The following is a 14353-nucleotide window of genomic DNA, read 5'->3' as shown; positions in this document are numbered from 1 at the left end:
CATGATGCGCGGGCGGCAGCGGGGCCGCCCCGGGGGAATGAATTCGTGACCACGACCGCACCGGCGGCAGCGGTGAACTCGCCGCGGCGCGTGCTCGCCGCGAGCCTGATCGGCACCACGATCGAGTTCTTCGACTTCTACATCTACGCCACCGCGGCGGTGCTGGTGTTCCCGGCGCTGTTCTTCCCCGCGACGGATCCGACCTCGGCGACCCTGCAGTCGCTGGCCACCTTCGCCCTGGCCTTCTTCGCCCGGCCGGTGGGCTCGGCGCTCTTCGGCCACTTCGGCGACCGCATCGGGCGCAAGGCGACCCTGGTCGCCGCGCTGCTGACGATGGGCCTGTCCACGGTGGCGATCGGCCTGCTGCCGACCTACGCCAGCATCGGCGTGGCTGCGCCGGTGCTGCTGGCGCTGTGCCGCCTCGGCCAGGGCCTCGGCCTCGGCGGCGAATGGGGCGGGGCGGTGCTGCTGGCGACCGAGAACGCGCCGCCGGGCAGGCGCGCCTGGTACGGGATGTTCCCGCAGCTCGGCGCGCCGATCGGCTTCCTGTGCTCGGCGGGCGTGTTCCTGGTGCTGGCCGAGCTGCTCGACGAGGGCGACTTCGCGGCGTGGGGCTGGCGCATTCCCTTCGTCGGCAGCGCGGTGCTGGTCGCGATCGGCCTGTGGATGCGGCTGAAGCTGACCGAGACGCCGGACTTCCAGCGCGCGCTGGACCGCGCCGAACGGGTGCGCCTGCCGATGGCGACCGTGTTCGCGGCGCACAAGCGCGCGCTCGTGGTCGGCACCTTCGCCGCACTGGCGACCTTCGTGCTGTTCTACCTGATGACGGTGTTCGCGCTGTCCTGGGGCACCAGCCGCCTGGGCTACGCTCGCGAGGACTTCCTGCTGCTGCAGATGGGCGGCGTGCTGTTCTTCGCCGCGACCATCCCGCTCTCCGCGCTGCTCGCCGACCGCCACGGTCGCGGGATCGTGCTGGTGTCGGTGACGGTGGCGATCGGGCTGTTCGGCTTCGCCTTCGCGCCCCTGTTCGGCGCTGGCGACCGGGGCACGACCTTCGTGTTCCTCGCGCTCGGCCTGGCCCTGATGGGGCTGACCTACGGTCCGCTCGGCACCGTGCTGGCGGAACTGTTCCCGACCGCCGTGCGCTATACCGGCGCCTCCCTGTGCTTCAACCTCGCCGGGATCTTCGGCGCCTCGCTCGCGCCCTACATCGCGACCTGGCTCGCGGACCGCTGGGGCATCGCCGCCGTCGGCGGCTATCTCGCCGCCGCGGCCGCAGTGACCCTGCTCGCGCTGCTCGCGGTGCGCGCCCGGGAGCCGTCGCCGGGGTCCTGAGCCTCGCGCCGCACCACGGGTCGTCGACACCCCTCGTCTATACTCCGGCGGCTTCGTTTCCTCTTTCGCCGCCCAGAAGACAGGATCCCCATGAGCATCGAACAGCTTGCCGAAACCGCCCAGGCCATGGTCGCCCGCGGCAAGGGCATCATCGCCATCGACGAGTCCACCAGCACGATCAAGAAGCGCTTCGATTCGGTCGGCATCGAGAACATCGAGGAGAACCGTCGCGCCTACCGCGAGATGCTGCTGACCACGCCGAAGCTCGGCGACCACGTCTCCGGCGCGATCCTGTTCGACGAGACCCTGCGCCAGAAGACCGCCGACGGCACCCCCTTCGTGGAGGTCATGAAGAAGGCCGGCGTGATCCCCGGCATCAAGGTCGACAAGAGCACGCACCCGCTGGCCGGCTGCCCGGGCGAGGTGATCACCGAGGGGCTCGACGGCCTGCGCGACCGGCTCAAGGAGTACTACCGGCTCGGCGCGCGCTTCGCCAAGTGGCGCGCGGTGATCAACATCGGCGACGACATCCCCTCCGGCACCTGCATCGAGGCCAACTCGCACGCGCTGGCGCGCTACGCCGCGCTGTGCCAGGAGCAGGGCCTGGTGCCGATGGTCGAGCCGGAGGTGATCATGGACGGCAGCCACGACATCCAGACCTGCTACGAGGTCACCGAGGCGGTGCTGCGCTCGCTGTTCGGCGCGCTCTACGAGCAGAACGTCATGCTCGAGGGCACCATCCTCAAGGCCTCGATGGTCGTCTCCGGCAAGGACTGCCCGGAGCAGGCCGACGTCGAGGAGGTCGCCGAGGCGACCCTCATGTGCCTGAAGTCGACGGTGCCGGCGATCCTGCCCGGCATCGTGTTCCTGTCCGGCGGACAGAGCGACGAGAAGGCCACGGCCCATCTCGACGCCATGAACCGCATCGGCAACCTGCCGTGGCCGCTGTCGTTCTCCTACGGCCGCGCCATGCAGTCGGCGGCGCTCAGGATCTGGGCGCAGGACATGAAGGCCAATGTCGCCCGCGCACAGGAGACGGTCTACGCCCGCGCCAGGGACAACGGCCTCGCGGCGCTGGGCCAGTGGCCGGGCGCGGACGCGGCCTGAGCCCGGTCGACGAGGGGTCTCCGGAAGGGGGCGCTGCGGCGCCCCGCTCCGTGTTCAGGCCCCGTCGCGGGCGCGCTCGGCGGCCCGATGCAGGTCGGACGAGAACAGGCAGAGGGTGACCGCGGGCGCCGTGCCGGCACCGGCCTGCCAGGCGCGGATCGCCTCCAGCGCCACCCGCATCGCCGCTTCGGCCGGATAGCCGTAGATCCCGCAGCTGATGGCGGGAAAGGCGATCGAGGCCGCGCCCGCCTCGCGCGCCAGCGCCAGGCTGCTGCGGTAGCAGGCGGCCAGCGCGTCGGCCTCGCCGCGGGTTCCTCCGTGCCACACCGGGCCCACGGTGTGGACCACGAAGCGCGCCGGCAGGCGGAACCCGGGAGTCAGCCGCGCCTCGCCGGTGGGGCAGCGCACGCCGGGCGCCACCTCCGGCAGGGCGCGGCAGGCCGCGAGCAGCTCCGGACCGGCCGCGCGGTGGATCGCGCCGTCGACCCCGCCACCGCCCAGCAGCGACGCATTGGCGGCGTTGACGATGGCGTCGCAGGCCAGGGTGGTGATGTCGGCTTCGAGGATGCGGACGGTGGACATGGACGGCCTGCGGATGGAGGAGCGGCTCGGGGCGCGGATTGCAACCCGTCTTTCGTCACGCTCGCGCGGCGCCGCGGCCCTCTAGACTCCGCGCCCAGCGCGGGGCCATACGACGGAACTCCCCCGGCTGCGCGTTGCGACCGTGGCATGCCGCCGCGCCCGCCCGCGATGGGAACCTCCCGCTCCCGTGGCGGTCAAGCCTCCTTCTCCCGATCCGGATGTCCATGATCTCCAAGCGCCATCGCGCCGCCGCCGCCCTCGCCCTGGGATCGGCCCTGCTCGTCTCCGCCTGCGGAGGCGGCGCGGGCGGGTCCGTCGACGCCGCCGCGACCGCGCCGGTGGTGACCACCACCGTGGTCGAGCCGAGCCCATGGCGCGACCGCATCCAGGCGCTCGGCACCACCCAGGCCAACGAATCGGTGGTGATCACCGCCAAGGTCAGCGAGACCGTGCGCCGGGTGAACTTCGACAGCGGCGACCGGGTGAAGGAGGGCGAGCTGCTGGTCGACCTCTCCGGCAACACCCAGCTGGCCGCGCTCGAGGAGGCGCGTGCCGCCTACGAGGAGGCCGACCGCCTGTTCGAACGCCAGCAGGACCTGGCCGGGCGCCGGCTCGTCTCCGAGAGCGTGCTCGACACCCAGCGCGCGCAGCGCGACAGCGCGCGCGCGCGCATGCGGCAGATCCAGGCCCAGCTCGGCGACCGCGCGATCACCGCGCCCTTCGACGGTGTGCTCGGCCTGCGCCAGGTCAGCCCCGGCAGCCTGGTGACCCCGGGCACGCCGATCGCCAACCTCGACGATGTCTCCACCATCAAGCTCGACTTCGCGGTTCCCGAGCTGAACCTGGGTCAGGTCGCGGTGGGGCAGGACATCGCCGCGCGCAGCGCGGCCTTCCCCGAGCTCGAGTTCACCGGCACGGTCACTTCGCTGGATTCGCGGGTGGACCCGGTGACCCGTGCGGTGACGGTGCGGGCCGAGTTCCCGAACCCGGACGGCGTGCTGCGACCGGGCATGCTGATGTCGGTCGACCTGCTGCAGCCGGTGCGCGAGGTCCTGGCGATTCCCGAGCTCGCGCTGGTGCAGATCGGACGCGAATCGTCGGTGTTCCGCGTCAATGGCGACGAGACGGTGACCCAGGTGCCGGTGGAGACCGGCGCGCGCCGCCGCGGCGAGGTGGAGATCGTCGACGGCCTGGCCGCGGGCGACCGCATCGTGGTCGAGGGCACCAACAAGCTGCGCAGCGGCATCCGCATCGCCGTCGCCCCGGTCGAAGCCACGCCGGCGCAGGACACCGCGCCGGCCGCCGCCGCGGGCATCCCCGCCGCCGCACCCTGAGGCCCGCGGCATGCGCCTGTCCGACATCTCGATCCAGCGCCCGGTCTTCGCGATCGTCCTGAGCCTGCTCCTGGTCGTGCTCGGGGTCATGGCGTTCTCGCGCCTGACCCTCCGCGAACTGCCGGCGATCGATCCGCCCATCGTCTCGGTCGAGGTCAACTATCCGGGCGCGTCGGCGGCGGTGGTCGAGACCCGCGTGACCCAGGTGCTGGAGGATGCGCTGTCGGGCATCGAGGGCATCGAGACCATCGAGTCGCGCAGCCGCAACGGCAGCGCCGACGTCACCCTCGAATTCAGCCTGGCCCGCGACATCGAGGGCGCCGCCAACGATGTGCGCGACGCGGTCAGCCGGGTCCAGGACCGCATGCCGGAAGAGGCCGACCCGCCGGAGATCGCCAAGGTCGACAGCGATTCCGAGACGGTGATCTGGCTCAACATGAGCGCGCCGGACATGAGCGCGCTGGAGCTCAGCGACTACGCCGAGCGCTACATCGTCGACCGCCTCTCGGCGCTGGACGGGGTCGCCCAGGTGCGCGTGGCCGGCGAACAGCGCTACGCCATGCGCATCTGGCTCGACCGCGAGGCGCTGGCGGCGCGCGGGCTCGCGGTCTCGGACGTGGAGAACGCGCTGCAGCGCGAGAACGTCGAGCTGCCGGCCGGCAGCCTGGAGTCGAGCGACCGCGACTTCACCCTGCGCGTGCAGCGCAGCTATCTCGATCCCCAGGCCTTCCGGGAGCTGGCGCTGGCCAAGGGCGGCGACGGCTACGTCGTGCGCCTGGGCGACGTGGCGCGGGTCGAGCTCGGCGCGGAGGAGCGGCGCAACTACTACCGCAGCAACGGCGAACCCAACGTCGGCCTCGGCATCGTCAAGACCTCCACCGCCAACAGCCTCGACGTCGCCCGCGCCGCGCGCGCGGAGGCCGCGCGCATCCAGCAGACGCTGCCCGAGGGCATGCGCATCTTCGTCGCCTACGACGACACCCAGTTCATCGAGGCGTCGGTCGAGCGCGTCTACGCGACCCTGATCGAGGCCGGCGTCCTGGTGGTCGCGGTGATCTTCCTGTTCCTCGGCACCCTGCGTTCGGCCCTGATCCCCGCGGTGACCCTGCCGGTGTGCCTGGTCGCGTCCTTCATCGCGCTCTACGCCTTCGGCTTCAGCATCAACCTGCTGACCCTGCTCGCGCTGGTGTTGTGCATCGGTCTGGTGGTGGACGACGCGATCATCGTGCTGGAGAACATCCAGCGCCGGACCGACCTCGGCGAGCCGCCGCTGGTCGCGGCCAAGCGCGGCACCAAGCAGGTCGCCTTCGCCGTGATCGCGACGACCGCGGTGCTGGTGTCGGTGTTCCTGCCGGTCGGTTTCATGGAGGGCAACACCGGCCGCCTGTTCCGCGAGCTGTCGGTGGCGCTGGCGTCGGCGGTGGCGCTGTCGGCCTTCGTCGCGCTGACGCTGACCCCGATGATGTGCTCGCAGCTGGTGCGCCGGCACGAGAAGCCGGGCCGGCTCAACGCCTGGATCAACGGTCGCCTCGACCGCCTCACCGCCGGCTACCGCGGCCTGGTCGGACGCACGCTCGGGCATCCGCTGCTCTTCGTCGGCGTCCTGGTCCTGACCCTGCTCGCCAGCCTCGGGCTGCTGCGCGTGGTGCCCAGCGAACTCGCGCCGGCCGAGGACCGCGGCGCGTTCTTCGTCTCGGTGAACGGACCCGAGGGCGCCGGCTTCGACTGGTCGGTGGAGCAGATGCACAAGGTCGAGCGCGTGCTCTCGCAGTTCGTGGGCGACGACCAGCCGCTGGAGCGGATCAACTCGCGCGTGCCGGGCAGTTGGGGCAGCAGCCAGGAGATGCACACCGGGCGGGTGACGGTGTTCATGAAGGACTGGTCGGAGCGCGACATCGGCACCGCCGACGCGGTGGTCGAGGTCGCCGACGAGCTCGCCACCATCCCCGGCGTGCGCGCGTTCGCCTCCTCCGGCGGCGGCCTGGTCGGCAGCCGCGGACAGCCGTTCCAGATCGTGCTGGGTGGCCCCGACTACCAGGAGCTCGCGCAGTGGCGCGACCGCCTGCTCGCGCGGATGGAGGCCAATCCCGCGTTCCAGGGCGCCGACTCCGATTACCAGGAGACGCGTCCGCAGATCCAGGTGCGGATCGACCAGATGCGCGCCGCCGACCTCGGCGTCTCCACCCAGGAGATCGGCCGCACCCTCGAGACGATGATGGGCTCGCGCCGGGTCACCACCTTCGTCGACAGCGGCGAGGAATACGAGGTCATGCTGCAGGCCACGCGCGACGACCGTGCCGAGCCCGCCGACCTGCGCAACCTCTACGTGCGCTCGCAGACCACCGGCGAACTCGTGCCGCTGGCCAACCTGGTGACGCTCGAGGAGGTCGCCGAGCCCGGCGAGTACAACCGCTTCAACCGCCTGCGCGCGATCACCATCGAGTCGCGGCTCAACCCCGGACACACGCTCGGCGAGGCGCTGGCCTGGGTGCAGCAGGTCGTGCAGGAGGAACTGCCGGAATACGCGCAGATCGACTACAAGGGCGAGTCGCGCGAGTTCATGCGCGCCGGCGGCACCGTCGTCTTCACCTTCGTCGCCGCGCTCCTGATCGTCTACCTGGTGCTGGCCGCGCAGTTCGAGAGCTTCGTGCATCCGCTGGTGATCATGCTGACGGTGCCGCTGGCCCTGCTCGGCGCGCTCATCGGCCTGGCGGTCACCGGCAGCACGCTGAACCTGTTCAGCCAGATCGGCATCGTGATGCTGGTCGGCCTGGCGGCGAAGAACGGCATCCTGATCGTGGAATTCGCCAACCAGCTGCGCGACGACGGCATGGCGGTGCGCGACGCGATCGTCGAGGCCGCGGCGATCCGCCTGCGGCCGATCCTGATGACCTCGGTGGCGACCATCGCCGGCGCGGTGCCGCTGGTGGTGGCGGGCGGGCCAGGCTCGGCGAGCCGCGCCACGATCGGCGTGGTGGTGATCTTCGGCGTCGCCTTCGCGACCCTGCTGTCGCTGTTCGTGGTGCCGGCCTTCTATGCGCTGCTGGCGCCGTACACGAAGTCGCCGGACGCGCTGGCGCGCAAGATCGCCCGCCTCGAGGACGAGACCCCGCAGGTCGGCGGGCACGCCTGAGGCGGGCGTCGCCCGGTGGCCCTCGGTGGCGGGTGGCGCCGAGGGCGGCCCGCTTCGAGCGGTGTTCACCGGCGTGAAGCACAATCGCCGGTCCATCCCGCCGCGAGTCCGCCGATGCCGCGTCACGTCGCCATTCCGCTCCTGCTGTTGCTGGCCCTCGCGGCCCCGGTCCTCGCGGCCGCCGCGCCCACCTATGACGTCGACTACCGGGTGCGGCTGGTGCCGGAGGACGGGACCGCCGAGGTGGCCATCGTGGTCGGCCAGGACGACGGGGTCTTGCGCGAACTGGGGCTGGAGCTGGATCCGGATCTCTACGACGACGTGCGCGGCGATGGCGAGGTCGAGCGCGAGGGCGACCGCGTCACCTGGCTGCCGCCGAAGGCCGGCGGCACGTTGCGCTACAGCCACCGCATCGACCACCGGCGCCGCGGCGGCGGCTACGACGCACGGATCACCCGCGACTGGGCACTGCTGCGCGGCGACGACCTGGTGCCGCCGGCGCGCGTGCGCGTCGCCAAGGGCGCCCGCTCGAAGGCGACGCTGCACGTCGCGGGGCCCGAGGGCTGGACCGCGCAGACCCAGTGGCCGGAGCTGGAGAAGGGCAGCTTCGCCGTCACCAATCCGGAGCACTCGCTGGCGCGGCCGACGGGCTGGCTCATCGCCGGCGACATCGGCATCCGCCTGGAGCGGGTCGCAGGCACCCTGCTGGTGGTCGCCGCGCCGAAGGGCGACAGCATGCGCCGCAACGAGATCCTGGCGATGCTCAACCTGGTGCTGCCGGAGATGAAGGCGGCCTTCGGCAGGCTGCCGCCGAAGCTCCTGATCGTCGGCGCCGACGACCCGATGTGGCGCGGCGGCCTGTCCGCGCCGCAGTCGCTGTACATGCATTCCGACCGCCCTCTGATCAGCGAGAACGGCACCAGCACCCTGGTGCACGAGGTCGTGCACGTGGTCACCGGCGTGCGCGGCGCCGGGCGCGACCGCTGGATCGGCGAGGGCATCGCCGAGTACTACAGCCTGCGCCTGCTGCGCCAGGTCGGCATGCTCAGCGACAGCCGCTACGAGCGCGCCATGGGCTGGATGGACGAGCGCGGCGGCGAGGCGGACTCGCTGCGGGCGCGGCTGGCGCAGGGCGCAATCCGGGCCCGGGCCGTGGTGCTGTTCCGCGACCTGGACGACGAGATCCGCCAGGAGAGCGACGGCGGCAAGTCGCTCGACGACCTGGTGCGCGTGCTGATGAAGGACGGCAGCGTCGACCTCGAGGACCTGCGCGAGGCCGCGCAGCAGGTGCTCGGGCGGCCGGCGAAAAGCCTCGACGTGCCGCTGCTCGACGCCTGATCGCGCTGCAGGCGTCGCCGGCGCGCGTCCCGACCGCCGCCGGCGGCACCTGGCGCGGCCGGATCCGCGACGGAGCGGCCGCGCCTGCGGCGCGGGTCGCCGCCGCGCCGCCCGCGGACCGACTCAGTCCTCTTCGCCTGCGCTTTTGGGGGCGCTGCCGAAATCGCCCTCGGCCTCGGCGGCGAGGTAGGCGAATACCGCGTACGCCGCCGCCTGCTGGTCGAGCGCTTCGGCATCGACCTTGTCGAGCGTGTCGTTGGCGGTGTGGTGCAGGTCGAAATAGTCGGTTCCGTCCTGCGCCAGCTGCGCCCAGGCCATGCCGCGCGCGGCCATCGGCCCGATGTCCGGACCGGGACCGCCGCCCTCGCCCTCGTAGGCGATACCGAGCGGAGTCAGCACCTCGGCGATCTGCGCCAGCGCCTTGCGCGCCTCGGGCTCGACGTTGCCGCGCAGGGCATAGATGCGGCCCGCGCCGAAGTCGCTCTCGGCGCCGATCACGTGCTGCGCGATCGCATCGGCGTGCGCCCTGGCGTAGGCACGTGCGCCGAGCAGGCCCTGCTCCTCGTTGGCGAAGGCGACCACGCGCACGGTGCGCCGGGGGCGTTCCGGCAGCGAGGCGATCAGCTTGCCCGCGGCCATGGTGATGCCGCCGCCGGTGGCGTCGTCGACCGCGCCGGTGCCGAGGTCCCAGGAATCCAGGTGGCCGCCGATCAGCACCACCTCCTCGGGCCTCTCGCTGCCGACGATCTCGCCGATGACGTTGTGCGAGGTGTACTCGCCGCGGGTCTCGGCGTCGATGTCGAGGCGCACGCGCGCGCTGCGGTCGCGCTCCAGGACGCGGGTCAGCTGCTCGGCATCGGGCACCGACAGCGCCGCGGCGGGGATCTGCGTGACCCCCTCGGCGTAGCGCATCATGCCGGTGTGCGGCAGGCGGTCGGAATCGGTGCCGATGGAGCGGATCAGCACCGCGCGCGCGCCGCGCCGCGCCGCCTCGGTCGCGCCGTTGCTGCGCGCGCCCACCGCGGGGCCATAGCCGCGGCCGTCGCGGAAGCGCTCCATCCTGCCGTCGATGAAGGCGATCTTGCCGCGCACGCTGGCCGCGTCCGCGGCCATCAGCGCGTCCAGGGAATCGAAGCGGACGACCTCGGCTTCCAGCGGCTGCCCCCCGGTGCCGACGCTGCCGCCCAGCGCGGTGATCAGGAGCGGCTGCGCGTGGTCGCCCAGGATGCGCGCCTGCTCGTGGCCGCGATGCCAGACCGGGAAGGTCACCGGTTCCACGCGCACGCGGTCGAAGCCCAGCTCCTCGAACTTGGCGCGGGCCCAGGCGACCGCGCGCGCGTCGGCCTCGGTGCCCGCCATCCGCGGCCCGACCTCGGTCGTCAGCGATTCGACGATGCCGTAGGCCGCGCTGCCGGCCAGGCCGCGGTCGCGCAGCACCGCGGCCTGTTCCAGCGCGTCGTCGGGCAGGCGCGTCTCGGCGGCGGCGGGACGGGCGGCGGCGAGTGCCAGGGCGAGGACGGTGACGCGGCGGGCGAGGGGGCGAGGCATGGGCGGCTCCGGCGGCGGTGGCGGACGGGAAACCGTCGAGTCTAGCCCCGCGCCGGCGACGGCGGGCCGTGCCACAGGTCCCGGATGCCTGAAGCGGAAGGGCCGGCATGCGCCGGCCCTTCCGCGTCGCCTGGGGACGGTGCCGGTCAGGCCGGCGGCGGCGAGACCGGGCCGGTGGTGGCGGGGCCGGACTGCGCAGGGCGCGCCTTGAGCGCGTCGCGGATCTCGCGCAGCAGCAGCACGTCCTCCGGCGGCGTGGCCGGCTTGGGCTCGGGCGGTGCCGGCTCCTTGCGCTTGAGCGAGTTGATGAAGCGCACCGCGAAGAACACCGCCAGCGCGATGATGATGAACTGGATGATGGTGTTGACGAACAGGCCGATGTTGATGGCGACCGCCTCGACCGGCTCGCCCGCGGCGTTGACGGTCGCCTCGCGCAGCACGATCGAGAGCTGGCTGAAGTCGACGCCGCCGATGAGCAGCCCGACCGGCGGCATCACGATGTCGTTCACCAGCGAGGTGACGATCTTGCCGAAGGCGCCACCGATCACGACACCGACCGCGAGGTCGATGACGTTGCCGCGCATCGCGAACTCCTTGAACTCCTTCATGACGCTCATCGACACCTCCTCGGGCGTGCTGGGATCGCGCCGGACTCTAGCTCACCGCGTTGTCTCCACGATGTGTCCTTCGAACTCGACGAGGCCGTCGACGCCGGCGCGGAAACGGTCGCCCGGAACGAGCGCGGCGACGCCCGCGGGCGTGCCCATGAACACCAGGTCGCCCGCGCGCAGGGCGTAGAGCTTCGACAGCGCCGCGATGATCTCGGCGACGCCGAAGATCATGGTGTCCAGCGTCGCGGCCTGGCGCGGCGCGCCGTTGACCTCGAGCCACAGCCGGCGCGAGACGTCGTGGCCGGCTTCGGCCACCGGCACCAGTTCGCTGGCCGGCGCCGAGGCATCGAAGCCCTTGGCGGTGTCCCAGGGCAGGCCCTTGGCCTTGGCCGCGGCCTGCAGGTCGCGTCGGGTGAGGTCGAGGCCGACGCCGTAGCCGAACACCAGGTCGAGCGCGCGCGCGGCATCGACTTCGCCATCGGCGTCGCGCCCCAGTGCGACCACGAGCTCGACCTCGTGGTGCAGGTCGCCCGTCGCCGGAGGATACGGCACCGCACCGCCTCCCGGGACCAGGGCGTCGGCCGGCTTGTGGAAGAACACCGGATTGCCACGGTCGACGGTGGCACCCATCTCCTTGGCGTGGTCGGCGAAGTTGCGCCCGACGCAGTAGATCCTGCGCACCGGGAAACGGGCCTCGGTGCCACGCACGGCGAGGGTGGTGGGCACGGGAGCGGGGATGACGGTCGCTGGCAGCGGAGAGGACATGGGCGGCTCGGGAGCAGGGGCTGAATGCAAAAACGCCCGGGCAGGGGCCCGGGCGTTTCGGTGGAGCGACGGCGGCGCGCTCAGCGCGACAGCATCGGATCGGACTTGCGCACGACGCGGAACTCGCCGTCGATCGCGCCGCCGCGCACGGCCTGCTGCTGTTGCGGCGCGCGCAGCTGCACGGCCAGGCGCCAGACCACGCCGGCCGCCAGCATCGCCGCGCCGGCGAACAGGCCGAACACCAGCAGCACCGACAGCAGGGCGACGCCGACCAGGCCGAAGCCGAGCTTGACCAGCGGGTGGCGCGGCTTGCGCAGGTCGAAATGGATGAAGCGGGAGCGGGAGTGGAACATCGTCGCTCGTGGCACCATGAGGGACGGCCGAGTATGGGCAAAGGCCCGGTGATGAATGTAATTGGATCGTTAATCGAGGCCTCGCGGATTCCCGCGACCGGCGCGCTGGAGATCGAGGCCGAGGTCGACGGCGAGGCGCAATCGCTGATGCTGATGCGGGTTTCCGGCAGCGTCCGCGCCTACCTGAACGTCTGCCCGCACGCCGGCCGCCGGCTCGACTGGGCGCCGGGCCAGTTCCTGTTCGACAAGGGCGGGCACATCGTCTGCGCCGCGCACGGCGCCAGCTTCCGCAGCGACGACGGGGTCTGCGTCGGCGGGCCCTGCCGCGGCGAGGCGCTGGTCGCGGTGGCGGTCGAGGAGCGCGACGGGCAGGTCTGGCTCGTCGACGCGACCGGCGCCGGGCTCACCACAGCAGGTTGACCACCAGCAGGGTCACGCCGAGGTAGACGAGCATCAGCGGCCCGCCGATGCGCAGGAAGTCGCGGCTGCTGTAGCCGCCGGGCGCGGAGATCATCGCCAGCACCGGGTTCGAGGCGGACAGGAAGTTGTTCGCCGCCGACAGCGCCACCACCAGGGCGAAGGTGGCCGGGTTGCCGCCGACGGCAAGCGCGAAGTTGATCGCGATCGGCACCATCACCACGGTCGCACCGACGTTGGTGATCACCAGCGCGAACACCGTCGACAGCACCGCGATGGCAGCTTCGAACGCCCACACCGGCAGGCCCTGCGGCAGCCTCGTCAGGATCTCCTGCGCCAGCCAGGCGGCGGCGCCGGTGGAGTCCATGGCCCAACCGAGCGGGATCAGGCAGGCCATGATGAACACGGTCTTCCAGTTCACCGCGTGATAGGCCTCGTCCATGTTGAGCACGCCGGCGATCAGCATGGTCGCCGCGCCGGTCATCAGCGCGATCGGCACCGCGACCTGCGCGCTCAGCGCCAGCCCAACCGCGGCGGCGAAGATACCGATCGCCACCCACAGCTTGTGCGGGCGCTGCTCTTCCTTCGGATAGTCGGTGACGACCACGAAGTCGCGCTTGGACGCCGCCTGGGCGAGGTCGGTCCAGATGCTGTGGAACACCAGCAGGTCGCCGGCCTTGATCTCGAGCTGGCGCACGTCCTCGCGGAACACCTCGTTGTCGCGGTTCACCGCGAGGACGCTGATGCCTTCGCTCCTGCGCATGTGCAGCTCGGCGATGGTCTTGCCGATGAAGGCCGAGTTCGGCGGGATCACCGCCTCGGAGACGCCGGCGCGGCTGGGGTTGAACAGGTCGCCGAAGTTGCGCAGGCGGCTGCTCTGGCGCAGCAGGTTGTTCTGCGCGTAGTCGCCGATCTCTCGGCGCGTGCCCATGACGCCGATCACGCTGCCGACCCACAGCATCTCGTCGGCCGGCGGCGCCAGCCGCGCGACCTGCCCGCTCTTGAGCGCCAGGAACAGCGGCGCGCCGTGCTGCGCCTCGGCCTCGCCGATCGACATGCCGACCAGCGGGCTCTCCGAGGTCACCGTCAGCTCGAACACCTCGCCGGTGATGCCGTAGGTCTGGGCGAAGTAGCTGTCGGTGCGCCCGGGCGTGGCGCTCTTCTCGCCGGCGCCTTCGAGCATGCGCGCGCCGAAGAAGCGGAAGTACAGCAGCGACGCGCCGAGCAGCGCCAGGCCGACCGGCATCGGCGCGAACATCGCGAACGGCGCCAGCGTCGCCGCGCCGGAGGGCAGGTTGTCGTTGGCGTGCAGCAGCAGGTCGTTGAGCAGGATCAGCGGCGAGTTGCCGACCATGGTCAGCCCGCCGCCCATCACCACCGCGGCGCCGATCGGCAGCAGCAGGCGCGACAGGCTCAGGCCGGTGCGGTTGGACAGGCGCGAGGTGACCGGCAGGAACAGGGTCATCACCGCCGGGTTCTGCATCGACGACGACATCATCCCGCCGATCGCCGAGGCGAACAGGATCAGCCGTTCCTCCAGGCCCTTCGAGCGCCGCAGCAGCCACACCGCGAGCCGGTTCAGCGCACCGGTGCGCTCCAGCCCCGCACCCAGGATCATGGTCGCCATCACGCTGATCACCGCATTGCCGGCGAAGCCCGCGAACAGGCGGTCGGCCGGCACCAGGCCGAGCAGGCCCAGGGTGATCAGGACCATCAGCGCGGTGAGGTCGGGACGCAGGCGCTCGGTCATGAACATGGCCATGGTGAAGCCCACCAGGCCGAACACCAGGATCATGTCGGTGGTGAGCGTCAGGCTCTCGTCCATGTCAG

The 14353-nt window shown here is 71.9% G+C and carries 12 protein-coding genes; 6 read left to right on the top strand and 6 right to left on the bottom strand.

Features of this window, described 5'->3' with window-relative positions:
• Positions 1–45 precede the first annotated feature (45 nt).
• Both KB893_RS14605 and KB893_RS14600 read left to right on the top strand, forming a co-directional pair.
• Positions 46–1335, top strand: coding sequence for an MFS transporter (locus KB893_RS14605; RefSeq protein WP_211927972.1), 1290 nt, complete (start codon positions 46–48; stop codon positions 1333–1335).
• 90 nt (positions 1336–1425) lie between these two features.
• The gene (locus tag KB893_RS14600; RefSeq protein ID WP_211927973.1) at positions 1426–2442 is read left to right on the top strand and encodes a class I fructose-bisphosphate aldolase; all 1017 of its coding nucleotides are present in this window, start codon (positions 1426–1428) and stop codon (positions 2440–2442) included.
• A 54-nt stretch (positions 2443–2496) separates the two neighbouring features.
• On the opposite strand, the gene KB893_RS14595 is transcribed toward KB893_RS14600, so the two are convergent.
• Entirely contained in the window at positions 2497–3024 is a 528-nt protein-coding gene (locus tag KB893_RS14595) for an O-acetyl-ADP-ribose deacetylase (RefSeq protein ID WP_211927974.1), read from the bottom strand.
• A gap of 224 nt (positions 3025–3248) precedes the next feature.
• On the opposite strand from KB893_RS14595, the gene KB893_RS14590 reads away from it, so the two are divergent.
• From KB893_RS14590 to KB893_RS14580, 3 genes are all read left to right on the top strand, one after another.
• Positions 3249–4358: an efflux RND transporter periplasmic adaptor subunit gene (locus KB893_RS14590; protein ID WP_213173813.1), complete on the top strand. Its 1110-nt coding sequence runs from the start codon at positions 3249–3251 to the stop codon at positions 4356–4358.
• A gap of 10 nt (positions 4359–4368) precedes the next feature.
• Positions 4369–7491: an efflux RND transporter permease subunit gene (locus KB893_RS14585; protein ID WP_213173812.1), complete on the top strand. Its 3123-nt coding sequence runs from the start codon at positions 4369–4371 to the stop codon at positions 7489–7491.
• A 114-nt stretch (positions 7492–7605) separates the two neighbouring features.
• On the top strand, positions 7606–8829 hold the full coding sequence (locus KB893_RS14580) for a hypothetical protein (protein ID WP_211927967.1): 1224 nt from the start codon (positions 7606–7608) through the stop codon (positions 8827–8829).
• A 123-nt stretch (positions 8830–8952) separates the two neighbouring features.
• Here the strand turns inward: KB893_RS14580 and KB893_RS14575 are convergent, their stop codons facing one another.
• The 4 genes from KB893_RS14575 to KB893_RS14560 form a co-directional block, all read right to left on the bottom strand.
• Positions 8953–10377 carry a M28 family peptidase gene (locus KB893_RS14575; protein ID WP_213173811.1) on the bottom strand — a complete coding sequence of 475 codons (1425 nt, stop codon included), beginning with the start codon at positions 10375–10377 and terminating at the stop codon, positions 8953–8955.
• Between the two features lie 146 nt (positions 10378–10523).
• Entirely contained in the window at positions 10524–10994 is a 471-nt protein-coding gene (mscL, locus tag KB893_RS14570) for a large-conductance mechanosensitive channel protein MscL (RefSeq protein ID WP_213173810.1), read from the bottom strand.
• A gap of 42 nt (positions 10995–11036) precedes the next feature.
• Complete coding sequence (locus tag KB893_RS14565; protein WP_211927238.1) at positions 11037–11753, bottom strand: fumarylacetoacetate hydrolase family protein; 717 nt, start codon at positions 11751–11753, stop codon at positions 11037–11039.
• 80 nt (positions 11754–11833) lie between these two features.
• On the bottom strand, positions 11834–12106 hold the full coding sequence (locus tag KB893_RS14560) for a hypothetical protein (protein WP_211927239.1): 273 nt from the start codon (positions 12104–12106) through the stop codon (positions 11834–11836).
• A gap of 51 nt (positions 12107–12157) precedes the next feature.
• Between KB893_RS14560 and KB893_RS14555 the strand changes: the two genes are divergently transcribed.
• Complete coding sequence (locus KB893_RS14555) at positions 12158–12526, top strand: Rieske (2Fe-2S) protein (protein WP_211927248.1); 369 nt, start codon at positions 12158–12160, stop codon at positions 12524–12526.
• On the opposite strand, the gene KB893_RS14550 is transcribed toward KB893_RS14555, so the two are convergent.
• Positions 12510–14348: an SLC13 family permease gene (locus KB893_RS14550; protein WP_211927240.1), complete on the bottom strand. Its 1839-nt coding sequence runs from the start codon at positions 14346–14348 to the stop codon at positions 12510–12512. The two genes, KB893_RS14555 and KB893_RS14550, sit on opposite strands and share 17 nt — an antisense overlap.
• Between the last annotated feature and the right edge of the window lie 5 nt (positions 14349–14353).

Origin of the sequence: Coralloluteibacterium stylophorae (genome assembly GCF_018122625.2) — a bacterium.
Taxonomy (GTDB): Bacteria; Pseudomonadota; Gammaproteobacteria; order Xanthomonadales; family Xanthomonadaceae; genus Coralloluteibacterium; species Coralloluteibacterium stylophorae.
This window is presented reverse-complemented; position numbering and strand designations above follow the sequence as displayed.